Here is a 22,185-nt window from a genome sequence, read left to right as displayed (position 1 = left end):
GGTCGCCGAGCCGCGTACACGTCGCGTACAAACGCTCAGGAGACGACAAGCCCGTGCTGTCGCAGCGAATCCTCCACGCGCAGCCGTTCGAGGTCGCGGTCGATGCCCTCCGGCAGGACGGCGAGCCGGTGGCCGACGCCGACCTCGCGGCACGCCATCGCCAGCAGCTCGTCGTAAGCCTGGCGGGTGCCGTAACGGCGGGCGGCCGGGGTGCCGGGCGGGTAGCCGGCCAGCTGGCGCCGCACCCGCCGCAGATCGGCCGAAAGCCGTTCGATCGGCGGTCCGGCGGGCACCGGGCGCGGCCGGCGGCGTTGCACCCAGCGGTAGAGAGCCGGAATACGGAGGGCGCACCAGAAGAGCGCCGAGGGGGCGAGGCTGACCACGGCGAAGAGGACGAGAGGCCCGGCCACGCTGCCGGTCACAGCGGCCATCTGCCCATGGTAAGCCTCAGCGGGAGCGGTCGCGGCGGCCTTTTCTGGCCCGCTCCAGGAACAGCACGGCCGTCCCGGCCAGCAGCAGCACGACGCTGGACGCGATGTGCAGCGAGGTGGGCAGGACGTGCAGCTGGACGAACCAGCCCGGGTTCGCGGAGCCGGCCAGCCGGTTGATCAGCCCGCCGCCGCCCTGGGCCACCAGGAGGATGCCGGCCAGCTCGATCACCGGGTCACCTTCGGCCGGGCCGGCTTGCCCCGGGCCGCCTTCTCGCCCGGCCCCGACCGCGAGCCGAAGACCTCCTGCCACACCGGGCCGAGCAGCAGCCAGGCGCCGGCCATGGCGCCGAGGCGCGGCAGCCAGTCCCACAGCGGCTGGGCCTGGCCCGGCTTCCCGATCACGAAGATCGCGGCGAGCAACAGGACCGCGGCCATCGCGCAGGCCAGCACGCACTTGCCCCACTCGCGCCACTCGTGACGGGCCTTCACCCGGCCGCGCTTCTTCGGCGCGGGCGGCGGGCCGCCGGCGAACCGGTGCGCGAACCGCACGTCGGCCCAGCGGACCAGGCTCGGCCCGAACACCACGCTGAAGCCGAGATAAACGGCGGCGAGGCCGTGCGCCGTGTTCGGCTGGGCACCGCGCGAGAGGTCGACGACGGTGGCCGCGAGCACCACCAGGTCGATCACCGGCACGGCGGCCAGCAGCACGGTGCTGAACCGTTTCATCTTCAGCGGGTAGCGGGCGACCAGCCCGCCTGCGATGAAGAGCCAGAAGGCCACCTCACCGCCGACGATGAAAAACGTGATGGGGTTGTCCCCGAGGAAGGTCCAGATCTTGTCCATGGGGAAAGCATCGGGCCGGGCGGGCCGGCACCGCGTCGGCGGACGGCATGATCAACGGGTCATCAGTTAGGAGGACGACCGCCCGCGGCCGCCCGTGTTCTCATGGTGGCGTGCCCCTGGGATCCCTCCGCCCGCCGCGGCCGCGTGAGCTGCCGGCCCGGCAGCAGGACGGGCTCATCGCGCTGACGGTCCTGGCCGTGGGCCTGGCGATCTACCTGTCCGACATCTACCGCCTGCTGCCCGGCCCCGACCCGTTCGGCCACTGGGTGCGGCTGCTGGAGCTGGCCGCCCTCTGCGGGCTGGTGTTCCTGCGCCGCTGGGTGCCCGGCGGCGTGCTCCTGGCGACGGCCGTGCTCGCGGCGGACCTCGCCCTCGGCCCGTCGCTGCCGGTGGTGGTCGTGTACACCGACTTCCTCTACGCGGCCACGCTATACGGCTCGCGGCGCACCAGCCGGGTGCTGATCGGGGTGGCGGCCGCCGCGGCGGTGACCGTGCTGGTGGCCGCGCTGGTCGCGGCGGTGCAGTGGCGGACGGCCGTGCTCGCGGCGCTGGGGATCCTGCCGTTCCTGCTGGTGCCGGTGTGGTGGGGGGCCAACGTCCGCCAGCACCGCGACATCGCCGCGACCGAGCGCGCGAACGCCGGGCAGCTGGCGAAGATCGCCGAGCTGGACCGGCGCGCGGCGGTGGCCGCCGAGCGCGCCCGGATGGCCCGCGACCTGCACGACGTGGTCGCCGGGCACCTGTCCGCGATCGCGATCCAGTCCGAGGCCGCGCTGTCCATGGCCGCCGACCCGAAGATGTCGCGCGCGGTGCTGGAAGCCGTGCGGGAGAACAGCGTCAGCGCCCTCGACGAGATGCGCGCGATGATCGGCCTGCTGCGCGCCGAGGACGGCGAACCGGGCTACGAGGCCACCGCCCCGGCGCGGCTGGCCGAGCTGTCGCGCCTGGTGGACTCCGCGCGCGCCACCGGCATGGACGTGACGGTGGACTCCACAGTGGACGGTACGGCCGAGCTGCCCGCCGCCGTCGACCTCACCGCGTACCGGATCGCCCAGGAGGCGCTCACCAACGCGGTCAAGCACGCCCCGGGTGCGAAGGTGCAGGTGCGCATTCGGCGCGACCACGGTTTGCTGACCGTGGAAGTCGGCAACGAGCTGCGGACGGCGGCACCGCGCGCCGGCGGGACCGGGCACGGGCTGGCGAGCATGGCGGAACGGGCGAGTGCCGTCGGCGGGACGCTGAGCGCGGGCCCGTCCGGCCCGGGCTGGCTGGTCCGGGCGGAGCTGCCACTGGCGAAGGGACGAACGTGACGGTCAAGGTGCTGGTGGCCGACGACCACGGCGCGATCCGGGCCGGGCTGATGCTCATCCTGGGCAACGCCGAGGGCGTCGAGGTGGTCGGCGAGGCGGCGGACGGCGCCGCAGCGGTCCGGCAGGCGCGGGCGCTGAAGCCCGACGTCGTGCTGATGGACGTCCGGATGCCCGGCACCGACGGCATCACCGCCACCCGCGAGGTCATCGCCGAGGGACTGGCCCAGGTCCTCGTGCTGACCACCTTCGACCTCGACGAGTACGTGCACGCCGCCCTGCGCGCGGGCGCGGCGGGCTTCCTGCTCAAGTCGGTGGAGGCGCCGCGGCTGATCGAGGCCGTCAAGCTCGTCGCCGCCGGCGAGGGCGTGCTGGCGCCGCAGGTCACGCGCAAGCTGATCACGGCGTTCGCGCGGACCGCGGGCAAGCCGGCGGCCGCCCCGGCCGGCCTCGGCGACCTCACCGACCGCGAGCGCGAGGTGCTGGGCTGCCTCGGCGCCGGCCTGTCCAACGCCCAGATCGCCACCCGCCTGCACATCGGCGAGACGACGGTGAAGACGCACGTCTCCCGCGTGCTGACCAAGCTCGACCTCCGCTCGCGGGTCCAGGCGGCGATCCTGGCCCAGGAGAACGGGCTCGCCACGGAGTAGCCCGGACGCCCCGGACCCGCGTTTCCCCTCGGACCAGCCGATCTGCGGGAGCGCCCGTGAGCTTCTAACGTTCCCCCATGGGTGTGCGGAGAACATTGGACGTGGACGAGGTCCTCAAGCGGCAGGACTCTGGCGAGCTGAAGCGGCGGCTCCGGGGACGCGACCTGATCGGGTTCGGCGTCGGGATCATCATCGGCACGGGCATCTTCACCCTGGCGGGGGTGGAGGCCAAGACGCACGCCGGGCCGTCGGTCACGCTGTCGTTCGTGCTCGGCGCGGTCGTCGCCGGGCTCGCGGCGCTGTGTTACGCCGAGCTGGCGTCCAGCGTCCCGACGGCCGGCAGTGCCTACACCTACGCGTTCGCCACGCTGGGCGAGGTGTTCGCGTGGATCATCGGCTGGGACCTGCTGCTCGAGTTCGCGCTCGGCGCGGCCGTGGTGTCGCGCGGCTGGTCCGGCTACCTGGCGAACCTGCTGGGGCTCTCACCGGCGTGGTTCGGCGAAGACGCGAAAGTGAACGTCGGCGCCGTGCTCATCATCGCCGTGCTCACCGTCGTCGCGGTCATGGGGATCAGGGAGTCGGCCTGGCTGACGAACGTCCTGGTGGTCGTGAAGGTCGCGGTGTGCGTGCTGATCCTGGTGGTCGGCGTGTTCTTCATCAAGGGCGCCAACCTGACGCCGTTCATCCCGCCGTCTCAGCCCGCCGCCGCGGGCGCGAGCACGCTGCACCAGCCGGTGATCCAGGCCGCGCTGGGGCTGGAGCAGACCATGTACGGCGTCGCGGGCATGGTCACCGCCGCGGCCGTGGTGTTCTTCGCCTACACCGGGTTCGAGGCGCTGGCCAACCTCGGTGAGGAGACGATCAACCCGCGCAAGGACCTCCGCGTCGGCATCCTCGGCGCGCTCGCCGTGTGCGCGGTGCTCTACATCGGCGTCTCGATCGTGCTGACCGGCATGATCCCGTTCACCGACATCAACACCGGCGCCCCGCTCGCGGACGCCTTCGACCGCGTCGGCCAGCACTGGGTGGGCGCGCTGATCTCACTCGGCGCCGTGACCGGCCTGACCTCGGTGATGATGGTGGAGCTGGTGACCATCGGCCGGATCGGCTTCGCGATGGGCCGCGACGGGCTGCTGCCCAAGGCGATCGGCACCACGCACCCGCGCTGGGGCACCCCGCACCGGATGACCATCGCCGGCGCCGTCCTGATCGCCGTGCTGGCCGCGTTCGTCCCGATCTCCGCGCTGGCCGACATGGTCAGCATCGGCGCGCTGTCGGCGATGATCATCGTCGCGGTGGCCGTGCCGCTGCTGCGGCGGCGGAGGCCGGACCTGAAACGGCCGTTCACCGTGCCGTTCTCGCCGGTGGTGCCGATCATCGCGGCGGTGGCGTGCTTCTACCTGATGCTGAACCTCGACGTGCTCACCTGGATCCGCTTCGCCGCCTGGCTGGTGCTGGGCCTGCTGATCTACTTCTTCTACGGCCGCAAGCACTCCCGGCTGGCCCCGGGCAACGAGCAGGCGAAGACCGAGTGACGCGGGCCGTGGCGGCCCTCCACCCGGGGGCCGTCACGGCATTCGCGGCACCAGGCCCGCCGCGAGCACGGCCCGCTCGAGCGTCTGCGCGTGCTCCGCGTCGGCGACCAGCAGCAGTGTGCCCGGCTCCTCGCGCAGCGCGGCGGTGACCCATTCCAGCGGCTGGTCGTGGATCCCGTTGTCCCCCAGCACCGGGTAGGTGTCCACAACGGACAGCAGCGTGCCCTCCGCGCCGATCCGGACTCCCGCGACGAGCACGTGGTGGCCGCCGGCCGGCCGCCACCGCGTCGTCCACAGTGGAGGGACGCCGGTGTCGAGGTAGTCGAGCAGCGCCCGTTCCGGCGTGTCGGGGGCGCCCAGCTCGGCCGCGTCCACCCGGGCGATCACCGCCACCCGCGGCAGGTCCCACAGCGCCACCAGCAGGTCGAACAGCGCCGTGGCCGTCCACTCCCCCGTCGCCGGGACCACACGCAGCCGCCCCGCCGAGAGCGTTTCGACGGCCGAGGCCAGCCCCGCCGCCGAGGTGCCCGCCCGCGCGTCGTCGTACGGGATGCGCAGGCGGAAGTCCGGCCGGCCCTTTTCGCCCGGCGGCGGTCCGCCCGAGCCGCGCACGGTGCCCGCCGCGACGGCGACCTCGTCCTGGTCCGTCACCGCGATCCCGGCGGCGCGCAGTGCGGCCAGTGCCGTGAACGCCGCGGCCAGCCCGTCCTTCTGCGGCAGCTCCGCCCGTGCTTCGGCGGCCAGCCGCGCGCCGCCGGGCAGCCAGTACACCCGGGACAGTCCGGTGTGATCACCGTCGACGCGAGAGGACATCAGGCTCAGTACCGCCACAGGTGTGCGGCGACGACCTCTTCGACGCCGCGCTCCGCCGCCCACGCCCCGTCGGACGCGCGCACCGCGCGAAACGCCCCGAGCAGCTCGTCGCCGAGCGCGCCCGAAACCCTGGGCGACGCGAGCAGCGCCGCGTCCTGCTCCGCCGGGCTCGCGGGCAGCCGGGTCACCCCGCGGGTCTCGCGCTCGCCCTCGGTCCAGCCGCCCGGGTCCTCCCCGATCGGCTCAGGCAGGCCCGCGTCGTCCTCGATCCCGGCCATCCCGGCGGCGAGCACCACGGCCAGCGCCAGGTACGGGTTCGCCGACGCGTCGGACGTCTTCAGCTCGACGTTCGCGTGATCCGGCCCGAGCAGCTTCGAACCCGGCACGTACCGAAGCGGCGCCTCGCGGTTCTCGACGCCCCAGAACGCATACGCGCCGGCGAAAAAGCCCGGCCGCAGCCGCAACGTCGACGGCACGCTGGGCGCCGTGATCGCGGTCAGCGCGGGCAGGTCCCGTAGCAGCCCGCCGACGTACGCGGCCCCTTCGCCGGTCGGCAAACCCTCACCGGACAACAGGTTCCGGCCCCGGCGTCGCACCGACGTGTGCAGGTGCCAGCCGTTGCCCGCCGCGCCGAGGCCCACCAGCGGCGCGAAGCTCACCGCCAGCCCGTGCGCGTGGGCGGCGGCGTGGATCGTCTGGCGGGCGAGCAGCTGGTCGTCGGCCGCGGACAGCGGGTCGGTGGCGGCCAGGGACAGCTCCAGCTGCGCCGCGCCGTACTCCGCGTGAAGCTGGCCGATTTCGAGGCCGTTGGCGGCGAAGTCGTTCAGCAGCGCGGTAACGAAGCCGTCCAGGCCCACCAGCGCGTGCGGGCTGTACGCGGGGCCGGGGTGCCCGGGCTCGGAGCGCCTGCCGGCCGGCGCGACGGTGAACTCCAGCTCGTACCCCGCCCGGAATTCCAGCCCGCGACGCCCGGCTTCGGCGACCTGGCGCTCCAGCACCGTGCGCTGGCAGTACGGCCACGGCGAACCGTCGGCGGCGAGCTGGCGGGCCGGCGCCCAGGCGAGCGCGGGCTGCCCGGCCAGCCGCCGGATCCGCTCCACCACCGGCACCAGCCGGATGTCGCCCGACGGCGTCGCGAGGCCCGCGTGGCCGTAGGTGATGGCGTCGTGGCTGTCGAAGACGGCGAACAGGGAGGTCGCGCCCACTCCCCGCGCGGCGGCCCCGGCGAGGCCGCCGACGGGCACGATGCGGGAGCGCGGGATGCCGTTGTTGTCGGCCCAGGCCAGGTGGACGCCGGCCACCCCGGCCGCGGCCAGCTCCTTGGCCACCGCGGACGCCGCCTTGGTCATCGTCACCTCCCGGACGGGGTCAGTATCCCCGCCCGGCGCGGTCCGGGCCATCCGCTCGGGCTGTGACCCACGCCCCGGCCCGTGTCCCGAAAAGCAGCGGCACCGGCGCGGTGGCCCGGGGTACCTTCCGAACTGGCCGGCGTCGAGCGCGCCGGAGGGAGGACGTCATGTACAAGCCGGTACCGGGGCAGGTCGACCTGCCCGCCCTCGACCACGAAGTGCTCGATTTCTGGCGCGCGAACAGCATTTTCGCCCGCAGCCTGGAGCTGTCCGAGGGCCGCCCCGGCTGGATCTTCTACGAGGGCCCGCCCACCGCCAACGGCAGGCCCGGCACGCACCACATCGAGAGCCGCGTCTTCAAGGACGTTTTCCCGCGCTACAAGACGATGAAGGGCTTCCACGTCGCGCGCAAGGCGGGCTGGGACTGCCACGGCCTGCCGGTCGAGCTCGCCGTCGAGAAGGAGCTGGGGCTCGCCGGCAAGCCGGACATCGAGAAGTACGGCATCGCCGAGTTCGCGGACCGCTGCCGTGAGTCGGTCACCCGCTACACGGACGCGTTCGCCGCGCTGACCGAGCGCATGGGCTACTGGGTCGACCTGGACGACGCCTACCGGACCATGGACCCGGCGTACATCGAGTCCGTGTGGTGGTCGCTGAAGCAGATCTTCGATCGCGGCCTGCTGACCGAGGACTTCCGGGTCGCGCCGTGGTGCCCCCGCGACCAGACCGCGCTGTCGGACCACGAGCTGGCCCAGGGCTACGAAACCGACGTCGACCCGTCGGTCTACGTGCGCTTCCCGCTGACCTCGGGCCCGCTGGCCGGCACCACGTCGCTGGTGGTCTGGACGACCACGCCCTGGACGCTGGTGTCCAACACCGCCGTGGCCGTGCACCCCGAGGCCGTCTACGTGGTGGCGACCGACGGCGAGGAGCGCGTCGTGGTCGCCGACGAGCTGGCCGGCCCGGCCCTCGGCGACGGCTGGACGCGCACCGGCGAGTCCTTCACCGGCCGCGAACTGGAGCGCTGGACCTACCGCCGCCCGTTCGACCTGGTCGAGGTGCCGGACGCGCACTTCGTCATCCTCGCGGACTACGTGACCACGGAGAGCGGCACCGGCCTGGTGCACCAGTCACCGGCCTTCGGCGCCGACGACCTGGCCGGCTGCCGGGCCTACGGGCTGCCGATGGTCAACCCGGTGCGACCCGACGGCACCTTCGACGCCGGGGTGCCGCTGGTCGGCGGGATGTTCTTCAAGGAGGCCGACGCCCCGCTGGTCGCCGACCTGCGCGCCCGCGGGCTGCTGCTGCGGGAACAGCCGTACGAGCACAGTTATCCGCACTGCTGGCGCTGTCATACCGCGCTGATCTACTACGCCCAGCCGTCCTGGTACGTCCGCACCACCGAGGTGCGCGACAAGCTGTTGCGCGAGAACGAGAGCACGAACTGGCACCCGGAGACGATCAAGCACGGCCGTTACGGCGACTGGCTGACCAACAACGTGGACTGGGCGTTGTCGCGGTCGCGTTACTGGGGCACGCCGCTGCCCATCTGGCGTTGCCCGGACGGCCACCTCACCTGTGTCGGCTCGCTCGCGGAGCTGGGCGGGCTGGCCGGCCGCGACCTGACCGGGCTCGACCCGCACCGCCCGTACATCGACGAAGTCACCTTCGCCTGCCAGTGCGGCAAGACCGCCCGGCGTGCGCCGGAGGTGATCGACGCTTGGTACGACTCGGGTTCGATGCCCTTCGCCCAGTTCGGCTACCCGCACCGCAACCGGGAGCGGTTCGAGCAGAGCTACCCCGCGCAGTTCATCTGCGAGGCGATCGACCAGACCCGCGGCTGGTTCTACACGCTGATGTCCGTGGGCACGCTGGTCTTCGACCGCTCCGCCTACGAGAACGTGGTCTGCCTCGGGCACATCGTGGCCGAGGACGGCCGCAAGATGTCCAAGCACCTCGGCAACGTGCTCGAGCCGATGCCGTTACTGGAGCGGCACGGCGCCGACGCGGTGCGCTGGTTCATGGCGGCCGTCGGGTCGCCGTGGGCGAACCGCCGGGTCGGGGACGCCACGATCCAGGAGGCCGTCCGCAAGACCCTCCTGACCTACTGGAGCACGGTCTCGTTCCAGGCGCTCTACGGCCGCATCGCCGGCTGGGCGCCGTCGGCGGCGGACCCGGCGCCCGCCGAGCGGCCGGTGCTGGACCGCTGGCTGCTCTCGGAGCTGCACGAACTCGTCCGCCGCACCGATGCCGCGATGGCGGCGTTCGACCTCCAGGAGGCGGGCAAGCTGCTCGCCGCCTTCGTCGGCGACCTGTCCAACTGGTACGTGCGCCGCAGCCGCCGCCGCTTCTGGCGCGGCGACCCGGCCGCGCTGGCCACGCTGCACGAGGCCGTCCGGACCGTGACGCTGCTGCTGGCGCCGCTCACGCCGTTCATCACCGAACGCGTCTGGCAGGACCTGGTGGTGCCGGTCGAGGCGGGCGCCCCGCAGTCGGTGCACCTCGCGCCCTACCCGGTGGCGGACGAGAGCCTCGCCGACCCGGCGCTGGGCGAGCAGATGGCGCTGGCCCGACGGCTGGTCGAGCTGGGCCGCACCGCGCGGGCCGAGTCGGGCGTGAAGACCCGGCAGCCGCTGGCCCGCGCGCTGGCCTCGGCGCAGGGCTTCGACGAGCTGGGCCCGGAGCTGCTCGCGGAGATCGCGGCCGAGCTGAACGTCGGCGCGGTACTGGGCGTCGCCGAGGCGGGCGGCCCGCTGGTGGACATCACCGCGAAGGCCGGTTTCCGCCCGCTGGGCAAGCGATTCGGCAAGGGCGTCCAGGCCGTCGCGAAGGCGATCGCGGAGGCCGACGCCGCGGCGCTGCAGCGGGACCTCGCCGATGGAACCGCGAGCGTGGTGGTCGACGGCGAGACCGTGCCGCTCTCCTCCGACGAGGTCATCCTCACCGAAACCCCGCGCGAGGGCTGGTCCGCGGTTTCCGAAACGGGCGCCACGCTCGCGCTGGACCTGGCCCTGACCCCGGAGCTGCGGCGCGCCGGGCTGGCCCGGGACGCGATCCGGCTCATCCAGGAAGCCCGCAAGTCCGGTGGCCTGGACGTCTCCGACCGGATCGAGCTGCGGTACGTCACGGCGGACGACGAGACGGCCGGGGCGATCGCCGAGCACCGCGACCTGATCGCGGAGGAGGTGCTGGCCACCGTCTTCGAACCGGGCGAACCGGGCTGGGACGCGAAGCCGCACGAGGAGACCGGCCTGGGGCTCACGTTCTGGCTCCGCCGGACCTGATCCGTGGTCCCGGGCGGCCGGAGCCCGCTTCGGCCGCCTGAGACGCGGCTCCGGCCCGCCCTGGCCCGATCCGGCGTCCGCCGGGCTGTCCGCTCAGCCCGGCGGCACCACGGCCTTGTCCCGGCCGCGCGCCGCGACGCCGGCGACCACCGCGAGGGTGCCCAGCGCCTCGGTCAGGCTCGGCACCTGGGTCAGCGCCACGAAGCCGATCACCCCGGCCGTCACCGGCAGCAGGGCGAGCAGCACGGCGAACCGGGCCTGGCCGACGCGTCGCAGCACCAGCTGGTCGAGCGCGTACGGCACCACGGTCGAGAGCACCCCTACACCGATCCCGAGCACGAGCAGACGTGGCGAAGACCACACTTCTCCCGTGCCGAACGCCAAGGGGGACAGCAGCACGGTCGCCGCCACGAAGCCGATCGCGAGGCTGTCGAGGCCGTTGCCGCCCACCGCGACGCGTTTGCCGAGCACGATGTAGCCCGCCCACGCGGCCGCCGCGGCGAGCGCGAACACCACGCCCAGCGCGCTGCCTTCGAGCCGGACGTCGGCGATCGCGACCACCCCGGCGGCCACCAGCGCCAGCGCGGCGAAATCCCGGCGCGAGCGGGACCCCCAAGCCGCGACGACCACGGGGCCGGCGAACTCCAGCGCGACCACGGTGCCCAGCGGCAGGCGCGCGATGGCCTCGTAGAAGGCCACGTTCATCAGCGCCGTGACGACCCCGAACGCGGCGGCCAGCAGCAGCCGCCGTCCCCGCCACGCGGCCCGGGGCGGCCGCCGCCAGGCGAGCAGCACCACGGCCGCCCCGAGGCACCGCAGCCAAGCCACGCCGGCCGGCGTCGACTGCCCGAAAAGGCCGACCGCGATGGCCGCACCGGCATACATCGAAATTCCGCTGAGAACGAACAAGACCGGTGCCGGAATGGTGCCGACCCGGTCGGCGACGCGTGCTGAACCCACCCCTGCATGGTGCCTGACCTCGGAAAACAGGGGCCATCGGGGCATCTGGTCCTAAGGATCGGGAAACCATTACGACAACCGGGGTAATTCGGCGTGACACAGGTCCCACCGGTGCGGGAACACTTGCGGGCCGCCAAACGTCTGCAAGAGTGGAAGCACGAACACCGCGGAGCCGGAGGCGATCCCGCCGAAGGCATCAGTGCCGAAGTGGGCGTAGCTGGATCGAGGTACCGGGCAACCGGTACCGGGACGGAGGGAGACCCCCCATGACATCACCCACGCTCACCCGCCCCGAATTGACCGCCGTCGACCGTTGCGACCGGTGCGGGGCCGCGGCACAAGTACGCGCCGTGCTCAGCTCCGGAGGAGAACTGCTCTTCTGCGGGCACCACGCCCATGAGCACGAGGCCAAGCTCAAGGAGCTGGCCGCGGAGATCCAGAAGTAAGGGGTCCCCAAGGAACTCGACCGGAAGCGGCAGGCGCCCGATGCGCCTGCCGCTTCCGGCGTTCCAGGGTCTTCACAAGGCGGTCTTCACGAGGCGGTCTTCACGAGGCGGTCGGCGCGTTCAGCGAGGGTGGTTCCGGGCGGGAACGGCTCAGACCGTGTCCAGGACCACTTCGAAGGCCACCTCGGCCGCGCCCAGCAGCTTCACGTCCGCGCCGAGGGCCGAGCTGACGATCCGGGTGCCGCCGACCGCGCGGCTGACCAGGCTGCGCCGGCCGACCTCCTCGGCGGTCGCGCGCACCACCGACTCCGGCAGCACCGTGAGCAGGTCGCCCAGCACGACGAGCTGCGGGCCCAGCAGGTTCACCACGTTGACCAGGCCGAGGGTCAGCCACTCGGTGAACTCCGCGAGCCGGGACGCGGCCTCCTCCGGGTTGCGGGACAGCTCCCGCAGCTCGAACAGGATGGCGCCGCGCGGGGTTTCCTCCGGCAGGCCCAGTGCCCGGCACAGCGCGGCCTCGCCGATCTCGGTCTCCCAGCAGCCGCTGCTGCCGCAGTAACAGGGCCGTCCGCCCGGGCGGATGACCATGTGGCCGATCTCGCCGACGTAGCCCGCGCCGCCCCGCAGCGACGAGCCCTGGGCGATCACGCCGCCGCCGACACCCACGTCCGCGGAGACGTATACGGCGTCGGACGAGCCGCGGGCCGCGCCCCGCAGGTGTTCGGCCACGGCGCCCAGCTCCGCGTCGTTGCCGACCAGGATCGGGATCTTCAGCACGGCGTTCAGCCGCTCGCCGAGGGCGACGTCGGTCCAGCGCAGGTTGGGCGCTTCGTGGACGTAGCCGTCGGCCCGCCGCACGACGCCGGGCACGGAGACCCCGGCCGCCACGGGCTCGACCCCGAGGTCGCCCGCCAGCACCGCCGCCGACTCGATCACGTGCGTGATCACCTCGTCCGGGGTGCGCGTCCGGCCGTGCAGGTTCCAGCTGTTGCGGCCGAGGATCTGGCCGCCCAGCCCCACCAGCGCGATCGCGACGTGCTCGACCTGGAGGTCGACCGCGAGCACGACCGCCGCGTGCGGCTGGGGCAGGACCAGGAGCGAGGGGCGGCCCGCCCCTCGTCCCGGCCTCGGCACCTTCTCCTCGACGACCCCCGCTTCCGCGAGCCCGTCGACGAGCGTCTTGATCGTGCTGCGGTTGAGCCCCAGCTGGGTGGCCAGCACCGCACGGGTGCTCGGCCCGCTGACGTGCAGCAGGCGGAGCAGCGTCGTGCGGTTGTGCCGGCGCACCTCATCGGGTCGTGCGACGGGTGAGCTGCTCACCGGCCTGATTGTCCCATCACGCGTCAGCGTGCCGACGCAGCCGCTCGGCGCCGCGATAGCGCGTCCACCGAGGCAGCGAGCATCAGGACCAGGCCCGTGACGATGTTGACCACGGCCGAGGACTGCTGGAGCAGGCCGAGCCCGTTGGTCACGATGGCCAGCACGGTCCCGCCGATCACCGCGTCGATCATCCGGCCCTTGCCGCCGAACAGCGAGGTGCCGCCGATGACCGCGGCGCCCACCGCGAACAGCAGCGTGTTGAGGCCACCGGACTGCGGGTTGACCGCGCCGATCTTCGACGAGTAGACGATCGCGCCGATCGCGGCGAAGGTCGAGCTGATCACGAACACGCTGGTGCGCAGCTTCGCCACGTTGATGCCGGCGCGGCGGGCCGCCTCCTTGTTGCCGCCGACCGCGTAGATGTGCCGGCCGTAGCGGGTGCGGTTGAGCACGTAGGTGCCCGCGACCAGCAGCACCAGCACGATCGGGACCACGAACGGGACGCCCTCGATCACCGCGAGGCTGCTCGACGAGCGGTTGATCGTCAGCAGGTAGGTCGCCACCGCGGCGATCACCGCGACGACGCCGACCTTGAACAGCACGATCGGCGTCGGCTGGACCACCAGGCCGCGCTTGAGCCGGGAGAAGTGCTGGCCCAGCGAGACGAGCGCGAAACCGCCGGCCGCGAGGATGAACAGGATCCAGCTGCCCGCGATGGACAGGTTGCCGTTCGCGACCGCGTTCAGCGTTTCGCTGGTGCTGATCGGCAGCGTGCCGCCCTCGCCGATGAACTGCAGGATCACGCCCTGCCAGACGATGAACAGCGCCAGCGTCACGACGAAGGACGGCATGCCGATCTTCGACACCAGGAAGCCGGTGATGCAGCCGATCGCGGTGCCGACGCAGATCGCGATCAGCATTTCGAGCCACGCGTTCACCGGCACGCCGATCGCGATGACCACGATGCCGAGCGCCGCGATCGCCGCGCCCGCCCAGATGCGCTGCAGCACGGCCAGCACGACCGCGATGCCGAGCACCACCAGGAAGGAGATGAACACGCCCGTGCCCATGGAGCCCAGCAGGTTGCCGTTGCGCACGTAGTGCAGGGCCATCACCGAGGCGCAGAGGCCGGACGCGGTGCCGGCGGAGAGGTCGATCTCCCCCAGCAGCAGCACGAACACGATGCCCATGGCGATGATGGTCTGGCCCGCGCCCTGCGCGAGCAGGTTCGCGATGTTCCGCAGCGTGAAGAAGTCGCCCGACAGGGCGCTGAACAGGATCGCCAGCACGATCACGCCGAGCACGGCCGGGATCGACCCGAGCTGGCCGTCCTTCATCCGCGCGAAGTAGTCCTTGATCGCCTCGCCCGTGGACATCGACGTCGTGTCGATGCCGAAGTCGGCGATCGCGTTCGCCGAGGTGTCCGGCTGCGCGGGCTTGGCAGGGGTCTCAGTCATGTCCGGTTCTTTCTCGTTGCTCACAGCGCGACGGCTTCGGGGCGGGCCAAGCCGAGGTCGCCCGACCGGCCCGCGGTGATCAGTTCGACGACCTGGCTGTGGTTCACGTCCTTGGTCTGGACCTCCGCCACGAGACGGCCCAGGTACAGCACGTTGACGCGGTCGGCGACCTCGAAGACGTCGGCCATGTTGTGGCTGATCAGGACCACGCCGAGGCCCTGCTCCGCGAGCCGGCGGACCAGGTCCAGCACCTGCCGGGTCTGCGCGACGCCGAGCGCGGCCGTCGGCTCGTCGAGGATCACGACCTTGCTGTTCCACAGCACCGACTTCGCGATCGCGACGGTCTGGCGCTGGCCACCCGACAACGCGGAAACGGGCGTGCGCACGGACTTCACGGTCCGCACCGAAAGAGACGCCAGCGTTTCGCGCGCGGCCTTCTCCATGCTGGCCTCGTCGAGCAGCCAGCGGCTGCCGCGCTCGCGGCCGAGGAACATGTTCTGCACGATGTCGAGGTTGTCGGCCAGCGCGAGGTCCTGGTAGACGACCTCGATGCCGAGCTCGCCCGCGTCCTTGGGGCTGTGGATGTGGGCCGGCTCGCCGTTGAACAGCACCGTGCCCGTGTCGTAGGGGTGGATGCCGGCGACGCACTTGACGAGGGTCGACTTGCCGGCGCCGTTGTCACCGACCAGCGCGGTCACCTCGCCCGCGCGCACGGCGAAATTCACGTCGTGCAGGACGTGGACCGGGCCGAAGCTCTTGTTCAGGCCTTTGATGTCGAGAATGGGCTCGCTCATGGGGTTCGCATATCTCTCGCGTGGGTACCGGGCCGGGATGCGTCGTCGGGGTACGCATCCCGGCCCGGCGGTAACGGGGTGTGCTACTCAGTCAGCTCAGGAGATGCCGTACTGGGTGCACTTGGCGGCGAGGTCGCCGGTGCAGATCTCCGACGCCTTGACGTAGCCCTGGGTGACGACGTCCTTGACGTTGTTGATGGTGATCAGCTGCGGGTTCAGCAGGACCGACTTGAGGTCACGGTTGTTCTTCGGGTCGTGCAGCTTGCCCGTGGCGATCGCGTCGGCGGCGGCCGTGTCGTTCTTCGCCAGCGCGGCGGCCAGCTTCGCGGTGTTCTCCGCCTCTTCCTTGATCGGCTTGAAGATCGTCAGCGTCTGGTCGCCACGCAGGATGGCCTGCAGGCCGGCCGCGGTGGAGTCCTGGCCGGTGACGGGGACCTTGCCGTTGAGGTGGTTCTTCTGCAGCACGGTGATGACCGCGCCCGCCAGCTCGTCGTTCGCCGCCACGACGCCGTCGACCTTGCCGTTGGCGTTGGTGAAGATCTGCTCGAACGTGGTGTTGCCGAGCTGCGGGTCCCAGTCGTTGATGGCCTGCTTGCGGACCAGCGTCATGGCGCCCGAGTCGTACAGCGGCTTGAGGATCTTGTCGTGGCCGTCGCCGAACAGGGTGGCGTTGTTGTCCGTCGGCGCGCCCTCGATCTGCACGATGGCGGGCTTCGGCTTGCCCTTCAGCGCGTCGACCAGGCCCTGGGCCTGAAGCTCGCCGACCTTCTCGTTGTCGAACGAGACGTAGTAGTCGGCCGAGCCGCCGAGGCTCGGACGGTCGTAGTCGATGACCGGGATGCCCGCGGTCTTCGCCTTGGCCTCGATGGCCGCGCCGACCGCCGGGTCGGACGGGGCGATGATCAGGACCTTGACGCCCTGGCTGATGAAGCCGTCGGCCAGCGTCGAGAACTTCTGGTTGTCGCCCTGGGCGTTCTGGATGTCCGCCGAGAAGCCCTGGGCCTGCAGTGCGGTCTGCAGCATCGGCTTGTCGAAGGCCTCCCACCGGGCGGAGGTGGCGGTCTCCGGGAGGATCACGCCGACCTTGCCGCTGGCGCCCCCGCCCGCCGGGGCGGAGGCCGAGGAGGAGCTGTCCCCAGAGCCCCCGGAGTTGGAGTTGGCACCGCAAGCGGTCAGCACCAGACCGGTGCTCACCGTGGCGGCAAGGAGGGTAAGGGTTCTGCTGCGCATCCTCGTTCCTTCCGGATCATGCTCGCGGGCGGTGATCCGGGGATCCGGCGCACCGACGCGCATATGTTGTGGCCGACAACATATGCCGCTGAGCGACTTCGCGGAAGATAGCTGGATCGATTAAATGACACCAATTGGACACGGTTCGGCAACATGGCCCGACCACGGTCCGGAAAGAGTAAATCGCCTGACGGAGTGATCGCCGGCACATACTCAGCGTGACCGTCGATGGTGGCGCCGCCGGACTCACGGCGACACGCGGAGTGATCATGAAATCCGGACACTGAGGGCATTCCGACCATCACCGGCGTATCGCCCGTCACCGGCGCCCAGCAGATCCTGGTCTCACCGGCGAAACCAGGAGACGGCCCCGCCCAATGCGCCCCAATGTGGCGTTCGGTGCGCCCAACGCACCGAACGCCACATTGGGTGCGTCCAACGCAACCAACGCCACATTGGGGCGCTTTCGGCAGGCCCGGCCCGAACAGCCCAGCGCTACCAGGAACGGAGCGTGACGATCCGCTCCTCGAGCTGCTCCATGGTCGCCATGGCCGTGGGCGGGCCGCCGCACACCCTGCGTAGCTCGTTGTGGATCGCGCCGTGGGGCTTCTTCGTGCGGTGGTGGTACATGCCGACCAGCGCGTTCAGCTCCTTGCGCAGCGTGCCCAGCCGCTCGCTCACCGACTGCGGCCGCGCGGGGGCCGCGGGCTGCTCGTCGGCCTTGGGCTTGCGGCGCTTCTCGTCGGAGAGCTGCTCCTCCTGCCGCTTGCGCAACAGGGCGCGGACCTGGTCCGGCTCCAGCAGCCCGGGCAGGCCGAGGTACTCCTGCTCCTCGTCGGAGCCGGAGAAGACCGCGGTCCCGAACGAGTTGCCGTCGTAGATCACCTGATCGAGCTCGGCCGACGCGCCGAGGGAGGTGAACGCCTTCTCCTCCTCGCCCGGCTCGTCCTCGGTCCGGTTGGCCTGGGCGAGCAGCTCGTCGTCCCAGCCCTCCTTCTCGCGGTGCGGCTTGCCGAGCACGTGGTCGCGCTGGGCTTCCAGCTCGCTCGCCAGCTCCAGCAGCACCGGGACGCTGGGCAGGAAGACGCTGGCCGTCTCGCCGGGCTTGCGGGCCCGCACGTAACGGCCGATGGCCTGGGCGAAGAACAGCGGGGTCGACGCGCTCGTGGCGTACACGCCGACGGCCAGCCGCGGCACGTCGACGCCTTCGGAGACCATCCGGACCGCGACCAGCCAGCGGTCGTTCGAGTCGGCGAACTCCTTGATCCGCCCGGACGCCTTGGGGTCGTCCGAGAGCACCACGGTCGGCGTCTGCCCGGACATCCGCTCCAGGATCTTCGCGTACGCGCGGGCCGACTCCTGGTCGGTGGCGATGACCAGGCCGCCCGCGTCCGGGATGCCCTGCGCGCGCAGCTGCGACAGCCGGGTGTCGGCCGCGTGCAGCACCGACGGCACCCACTCGCCGGCCGGGTCGAGCGCCGTGCGCCAGGCCCGGGCGTTCTGCTCCGCGGTGAGCGGCTCGCCCAGCCGCGCGGTGAACTCCTCCCCCGCGCTGGTGCGCCAGGAGGCCTCGCCGGAGTAGGCGAGGAAGACCACGGGCCGGACCACGCCGTCGGCCAGCGCCTCGGCGTAGCCGTAGGAGTGGTCGGCCCGGCTGCGCTGGAAGCCGCCCTCGTCGGGCTCGTAGGTGACGAACGGGATCGCCGAGTCGTCGCTGCGGAACGGCGTCCCGGTCAGCGCGAGCCGGCGCACCGCGGGCGTGAACGACTCGCGCACCGCGTCGCCCCACGACTTCGCGTCGCCGCCGTGGTGGATCTCGTCGAGGATGACCAGCGTCTTGCGGTTCTCCGTGCGCACCCGGTGCAGCGTGGGGTGCGCGGCGATCTGCGCGTACGTGACCGCGACGCCCTGGTAGTCCGACGACGTGACGCCGGTGGTGTTGCGGAAGTTCGAGTCGATGGCGATCCCGGCCGCCGCGGCCGAGGCCGCCCACTGGTGCTTCAGGTGCTCCGTGGGTGTGACGATCGTGACGGCCTCGATGGTGCGGTCCGACAGCAGCTCGGCCGCGATCCGCAGGCCGAACACCGTCTTGCCCGCGCCCGGCGTCGCGACCGCCAGGAAGTCCTTCGGCCGCTTGGTCAGGTACTTCGTCAGCGCGCGGCGCTGCCAGGCCCGCAGCGGGCGGGCGGTGGAGTCCTTCTCGGCGGGCGGTGCCCCGAGGACCCGCTCGGTCGTCTCGGACAAACTCGGCTCACCCCCTGCTCAGACCGGCTGTGACATGCAAGAACCCCCACTGTGGTACCGGCTTCGACGCCGGCGACTGCGGTGAGGGCACTCCCGTGAGCTTACCTTCCAGGTCCCCCGGCGCGGGGCACCGCCACGGCTGAACTCACCCGGGCGTCACCCGACACGCCCGCGAGTACCACCGGTGACGAGCCAAATTCGCGCGAATGGACCATGCTGGGACCCACCATGGGTGAGGTGAGACCGGACGCCGAAGCGGCGACCGCGGTGAAGACGGCGCGCAAGGGGCCGTGGCGCCTTCTCACGCGCACCCTCGCCAAGGCCTGGGGCGGCAACATCTTCTCGGAGGCCGCCGAGGCCGCGTTCTGGCAGACGCTGTCGCTGCCGCCGCTGCTGCTCGGGCTGCTGGGCAGCCTCGGCTTCGTCGGCGAGTGGTTCGGCCAGGACGTGGTCGCCGCCGCGCACGACCGGATCATCACCTTCTGCCGCACCATCTTCAGCGCCAACGCGGTGCAGGAGATCATCGAGCCGACGGTGAACAGCATCCTCACCGTCGGCAAGGGCGAGATCGTCTCGATCGGCTTCATCATCTCGCTGTGGGCGGGCTCGTCGGCGATGTCCTCGTTCGTCGACGCGATCACCGTCGCCCACGACCAGTACGGCGTGCGCAACGAGGTCTGGCAGCGGATCTTCGCCCTGCTGCTGTACCTGTGCGGGCTGGTGATCCTGGTGATCGGGCTGCCGCTGCTGGCGATCGGGCCGGACCTGCTGCCGGAGTTCTTCCCGATGGACTGGCGCCCGACCGTGACGTACTGGGTCGGCACGCTCTACTTCCCGGTGCTGGGCGTGATGATCGTGCTGGCGCTGACCACGCTGTACAAGCTCTCGCTGCCGCGGCGGCTGCCCTGGCACCGCGGGCTGCCGGGCGCGGTGCTGGCGATGGTGGTCTTCCTGCTCTCCAGCGTCGGGCTGCGCATCTACCTGAACTGGATCACGAAGACCGGCTACACCTACGGCGCGCTCGCCGCGCCGATCGCGTTCCTGCTGCTGATGTTCTTCATCGGGCTCGCGGTGGTGGGCGGCGCGTACTTCAACAGCGCCATCCAGGAGCTGTGGCCGGCTCGGGCGACGCGGCGGCAGCGGCGGCGCTGGCGGCGGCTGGAGATGGAACGGGCGAACGAGCGGCTGCGCACCGAGGAGGGCCGCAAGCTCTGGGACCGCACCACGATCCCGTTGCGGCGGCCCAAACACCACGAGGTGGAGGAGTCCCGGTCCCCCGCTCCCGACGAAGCGCCCGAGGACAACGCGGAACCGGCCGCGGAGAAGGACGACACGCGGACCTGACCCCCGGCTGCTTGTGAGTGTTTATGACGGTTAGAACCGTCATAAACACTCACGAGCGGTCACTGGTGGAAGCGCCAGGTCTTGCTGTCGAAGGCGATGCACACGCTCGGGGACATCACGACGACGCGCAGGGTGTTGTCCCGCTCGTCGAAGTCGATGCCCTCGGCCTCGAAGTTCCCGCTGCAGCCGCTTTCCAGCGGCAGCTGGCCCAGCGACGTCACGTGCCCGGCCACGTCGGAGCCGGACAGCGGGCCGGCGAGGTCCACCTGCAGCAGCGGCTTGGTGGTGCCGAACAGGCTGCCGTCCGGGTCGTCGGAGGAGCACATCAGCCGGGTGTCGCTGACGAAGTCGCAGCCCTGGACGTCGCGGACCTGGTGGTCGAGCCGGATGGCGGAGGCGTACGGCAGGTTCTGGCCCGGGTCGGTGAACGCGACGCCGGGCATCGGGTGCACCAGGAGCCGGTCCATGGTGCCGTACTCGCCGGCCACCATCCAGCGCGCGTCGGGCGAGACGGCGGCGAACGAGTTGTTGTTCGCCTCCCACGACTCGAGGTTGTGCTTGTAGTCGGTCCAGGTGCCGTCCGGCGCCTGGACGCGGAAGAGCTTCGCGCCGCGGTCGTCGCGCTGGTAGGGCTCGACGTACCAGCCCTGCGCCGACCCGGGGTCGCCGACGTGGCTCCACCCCTGTGCGGCGAGGTCGGCGGGCACCGTGCTGATGCCGGTGTAGCGGATGGTGGTGCCGGACGGCCGGACGATGGTCGCCAGCCCCTGGCTCTCGTCGAGCGGGCGGGCGTTGTCGGACCCGACCGTCGTCCACCCGGTGACGGCGTCGGCCATCCCGGGCACCACGGCGGCGAGCAGGACGACGAGGGCGAGGACGATCCCGGTTCTGCGCATGCGGACTCCGTCGGAGAAGGGGAGTAACTGACCGGATCGCAGATCTACCAGTTCCTCCCCGGCCGCACAGCCACCGGGTGAAGGATTTTCATCTTTGTTCGCGCCGAGGTTCCCCCGCGCACCCGACCACGGGCCGCCGGGTTGACCGCGGCCCACAGCGGCAGGAGCTCCCGGCGACATGGCCGGGCGTGCGGCACCCGGCCTGGAGTCGTCGCGGCGCGGCTACTTGTCCTTGCCCGGGCGGAGGCCCTTGTAGATCTCCTCGCAGGCCGGGCAGACCGGGGAGCCCGGCTTGGCGGACCGGGTGACCGGGAAGACCTCACCGCACAGCGCCACCACGTGTGTGCCCATGACCGCGCTCTCGGCGATCTTGTTCTTGCGCACGTAGTGGAACATCTTCGGGGTGTCGTCGTCGGTCGACTCGGAACTGTCGGTCTCCGGCTTCGTCAGCGTCTCGGTGCTCACCCGTCCATCATGCCTCAGCGGCGGGAGTGCCGGAATCACCGCCCACGGCGTTACTGTCGCGCCCCGTGAACCGACACTGGCTTTCCGCCGTCACCGCGCTGGACGGCGACGCCCGGGTGGCCCGCGACGCGTGGGCGTACCTGGAGCAGCAATACGGCGAGCCGCACCGGCGCTACCACGGCTTGGCCCACGCGACGGCCGTCGCGCACGACTCCGAGCAGCTGGCCCGTGACCTGCCGTTGCCCGAGCGCGCTGTGGTGGCCGTGGCCGCCTGGGCGCACGACGTCGTCTACGACGCGGTGCCCGGCGAGGACGAGCGCCGCAGCGCCGCCTGGCTGCGCCACTGGCTCACCCGCGCCGGCGTCGCCGAGCCGCACGTCGCCCGGGCCGAGGGACTCGTCCTTGCCACCGCCGGCCACCGCGCGCCCGAGGACGACGAAGCCGCCACTGCCCTGCTCGACGCCGACCTGGCGATCCTCGGCGCCACGCCCGCCGAGTACGACGCGTACGCGATCGCCGTCCGCGAGGAGTACGCGAAGTACGACGACACCGTCTGGGCCGCCGGCCGCGCCGCCGTGCTGGAGAACCTGCTGGCCCACGCGCCGCTGTACCGCAGCGAAGCCGCGCGGTCACGCTGGGAAGCGGCCGCGCGACGCAACCTGACGGCCGAGCTACTGTGCAGTTCGTTACTAATCCGACTACAGCCACGGCGGAAACGCGTCCCTACAAGCGGATCGGCTGCAGCCCGTGTCCGCCTACTTCCGGTCGGATTAGTAACCCGCTGGCGCTCTTCCGCCGGGGATCACAGATGATGTCC

At 71.7% G+C, this 22,185-nt stretch carries 20 protein-coding genes; 7 read left to right on the top strand and 13 right to left on the bottom strand.

What is annotated here, in order from left to right:
• Window positions 1-35: 35 nt before the first annotated feature.
• From OG943_RS02255 to OG943_RS02245, 3 genes are read right to left on the bottom strand one after another with little or no spacing between them, the layout of a single operon-like run.
• The gene (locus OG943_RS02255) at window positions 36-431 is read right to left on the bottom strand and encodes a hypothetical protein (RefSeq protein WP_328607977.1); all 396 of its coding nucleotides are present in this window, start codon (window positions 429-431) and stop codon (window positions 36-38) included.
• 16 nt (window positions 432-447) lie between these two features.
• Window positions 448-660 carry a hypothetical protein gene (locus OG943_RS02250; RefSeq protein ID WP_328607976.1) on the bottom strand — a complete coding sequence of 71 codons (213 nt, stop codon included), beginning with the start codon at window positions 658-660 and terminating at the stop codon, window positions 448-450.
• On the bottom strand, window positions 657-1,274 hold the full coding sequence (locus tag OG943_RS02245; protein ID WP_328607975.1) for a hypothetical protein: 618 nt from the start codon (window positions 1,272-1,274) through the stop codon (window positions 657-659). Before OG943_RS02245 ends, OG943_RS02250 begins: the two co-directional genes overlap by 4 nt.
• A gap of 110 nt (window positions 1,275-1,384) precedes the next feature.
• Between OG943_RS02245 and OG943_RS02240 the strand changes: the two genes are divergently transcribed.
• The 3 genes from OG943_RS02240 (at window position 1,385) to OG943_RS02230 (ending at window position 4,766) form a co-directional block, all read left to right on the top strand.
• Window positions 1,385-2,584, top strand: a complete 1,200-nt coding sequence (locus OG943_RS02240) for a sensor histidine kinase (protein ID WP_328607974.1) — start codon at window positions 1,385-1,387, stop codon at window positions 2,582-2,584.
• A complete protein-coding gene (locus OG943_RS02235; RefSeq protein WP_328607973.1) occupies window positions 2,581-3,231 on the top strand; it encodes a response regulator transcription factor in 651 nt (216 codons plus the stop codon). Before OG943_RS02240 ends, OG943_RS02235 begins: the two co-directional genes overlap by 4 nt.
• A 77-nt stretch (window positions 3,232-3,308) precedes the next feature.
• Window positions 3,309-4,766: an APC family permease gene (locus OG943_RS02230; protein ID WP_328607972.1), complete on the top strand. Its 1,458-nt coding sequence runs from the start codon at window positions 3,309-3,311 to the stop codon at window positions 4,764-4,766.
• 33 nt (window positions 4,767-4,799) lie between these two features.
• Here the strand turns inward: OG943_RS02230 and OG943_RS02225 are convergent, their stop codons facing one another.
• The gene (locus OG943_RS02225) at window positions 4,800-5,579 is read right to left on the bottom strand and encodes a DUF6885 family protein (protein ID WP_328607971.1); all 780 of its coding nucleotides are present in this window, start codon (window positions 5,577-5,579) and stop codon (window positions 4,800-4,802) included.
• Between the two features lie 5 nt (window positions 5,580-5,584).
• A complete protein-coding gene (locus OG943_RS02220; RefSeq protein WP_328607970.1) occupies window positions 5,585-6,928 on the bottom strand; it encodes a glutamine synthetase in 1,344 nt (447 codons plus the stop codon).
• A 167-nt stretch (window positions 6,929-7,095) separates the two neighbouring features.
• Here OG943_RS02220 and ileS point away from each other — a divergent pair, with 167 nt between their 5' ends.
• On the top strand, window positions 7,096-10,212 hold the full coding sequence (gene ileS, locus OG943_RS02215; RefSeq protein ID WP_328607969.1) for an isoleucine--tRNA ligase: 3,117 nt from the start codon (window positions 7,096-7,098) through the stop codon (window positions 10,210-10,212).
• Between the two features lie 93 nt (window positions 10,213-10,305).
• Here ileS and OG943_RS02210 read toward each other — a convergent pair whose 3' ends face one another.
• On the bottom strand, window positions 10,306-11,097 hold the full coding sequence (locus OG943_RS02210; RefSeq protein WP_328607968.1) for an EamA family transporter: 792 nt from the start codon (window positions 11,095-11,097) through the stop codon (window positions 10,306-10,308).
• A 341-nt stretch (window positions 11,098-11,438) separates the two neighbouring features.
• Here OG943_RS02210 and OG943_RS02205 point away from each other — a divergent pair, with 341 nt between their 5' ends.
• Window positions 11,439-11,618 carry a DUF7455 domain-containing protein gene (locus OG943_RS02205; RefSeq protein ID WP_091617869.1) on the top strand — a complete coding sequence of 60 codons (180 nt, stop codon included), beginning with the start codon at window positions 11,439-11,441 and terminating at the stop codon, window positions 11,616-11,618.
• 150 nt (window positions 11,619-11,768) lie between these two features.
• Here the strand turns inward: OG943_RS02205 and OG943_RS02200 are convergent, their stop codons facing one another.
• The 5 genes from OG943_RS02200 to OG943_RS02180 all read right to left on the bottom strand — a co-directional run bounded on the left by OG943_RS02200 (window position 11,769) and on the right by OG943_RS02180 (window position 18,663).
• A complete protein-coding gene (locus OG943_RS02200) occupies window positions 11,769-12,938 on the bottom strand; it encodes an ROK family protein (RefSeq protein WP_328607967.1) in 1,170 nt (389 codons plus the stop codon).
• 23 nt (window positions 12,939-12,961) lie between these two features.
• Window positions 12,962-14,395 (bottom strand): sugar ABC transporter permease, encoded by a 1,434-nt coding sequence (locus OG943_RS02195; protein WP_328607966.1) that lies wholly within the window; start codon window positions 14,393-14,395, stop codon window positions 12,962-12,964.
• Window positions 14,396-14,415: 20 nt separating this feature from the next.
• Window positions 14,416-15,189 carry an ATP-binding cassette domain-containing protein gene (locus tag OG943_RS02190; RefSeq protein ID WP_328607965.1) on the bottom strand — a complete coding sequence of 258 codons (774 nt, stop codon included), beginning with the start codon at window positions 15,187-15,189 and terminating at the stop codon, window positions 14,416-14,418.
• Between the two features lie 96 nt (window positions 15,190-15,285).
• Window positions 15,286-16,419, bottom strand: coding sequence for a sugar ABC transporter substrate-binding protein (locus OG943_RS02185; RefSeq protein WP_328607964.1), 1,134 nt, complete (start codon window positions 16,417-16,419; stop codon window positions 15,286-15,288).
• A 495-nt stretch (window positions 16,420-16,914) separates the two neighbouring features.
• Complete coding sequence (locus tag OG943_RS02180; RefSeq protein WP_328607963.1) at window positions 16,915-18,663, bottom strand: DEAD/DEAH box helicase; 1,749 nt, start codon at window positions 18,661-18,663, stop codon at window positions 16,915-16,917.
• 228 nt (window positions 18,664-18,891) lie between these two features.
• Between OG943_RS02180 and OG943_RS02175 the strand changes: the two genes are divergently transcribed.
• Window positions 18,892-20,007, top strand: coding sequence for a YihY/virulence factor BrkB family protein (locus OG943_RS02175; RefSeq protein ID WP_328607962.1), 1,116 nt, complete (start codon window positions 18,892-18,894; stop codon window positions 20,005-20,007).
• A 59-nt stretch (window positions 20,008-20,066) separates the two neighbouring features.
• Here the strand turns inward: OG943_RS02175 and OG943_RS02170 are convergent, their stop codons facing one another.
• Both OG943_RS02170 and OG943_RS02165 read right to left on the bottom strand, forming a co-directional pair.
• On the bottom strand, window positions 20,067-20,903 hold the full coding sequence (locus OG943_RS02170) for a hypothetical protein (RefSeq protein WP_328607961.1): 837 nt from the start codon (window positions 20,901-20,903) through the stop codon (window positions 20,067-20,069).
• 222 nt (window positions 20,904-21,125) lie between these two features.
• Window positions 21,126-21,368, bottom strand: a complete 243-nt coding sequence (locus OG943_RS02165; protein ID WP_091617863.1) for a DUF3039 domain-containing protein — start codon at window positions 21,366-21,368, stop codon at window positions 21,126-21,128.
• A 65-nt stretch (window positions 21,369-21,433) separates the two neighbouring features.
• Here OG943_RS02165 and OG943_RS02160 point away from each other — a divergent pair, with 65 nt between their 5' ends.
• Window positions 21,434-22,180, top strand: a complete 747-nt coding sequence (locus OG943_RS02160) for an HD domain-containing protein (RefSeq protein ID WP_328607960.1) — start codon at window positions 21,434-21,436, stop codon at window positions 22,178-22,180.
• Window positions 22,181-22,185: the final 5 nt, after the last annotated feature.

The organism is Amycolatopsis sp. NBC_00345, from assembly GCF_036116635.1.
In the GTDB taxonomy this organism is placed as follows: Bacteria; Actinomycetota; Actinomycetes; order Mycobacteriales; family Pseudonocardiaceae; genus Amycolatopsis.
Note: the sequence above shows the minus strand (reverse complement) of the source record. Positions and strands in the feature narration are given on the sequence as shown.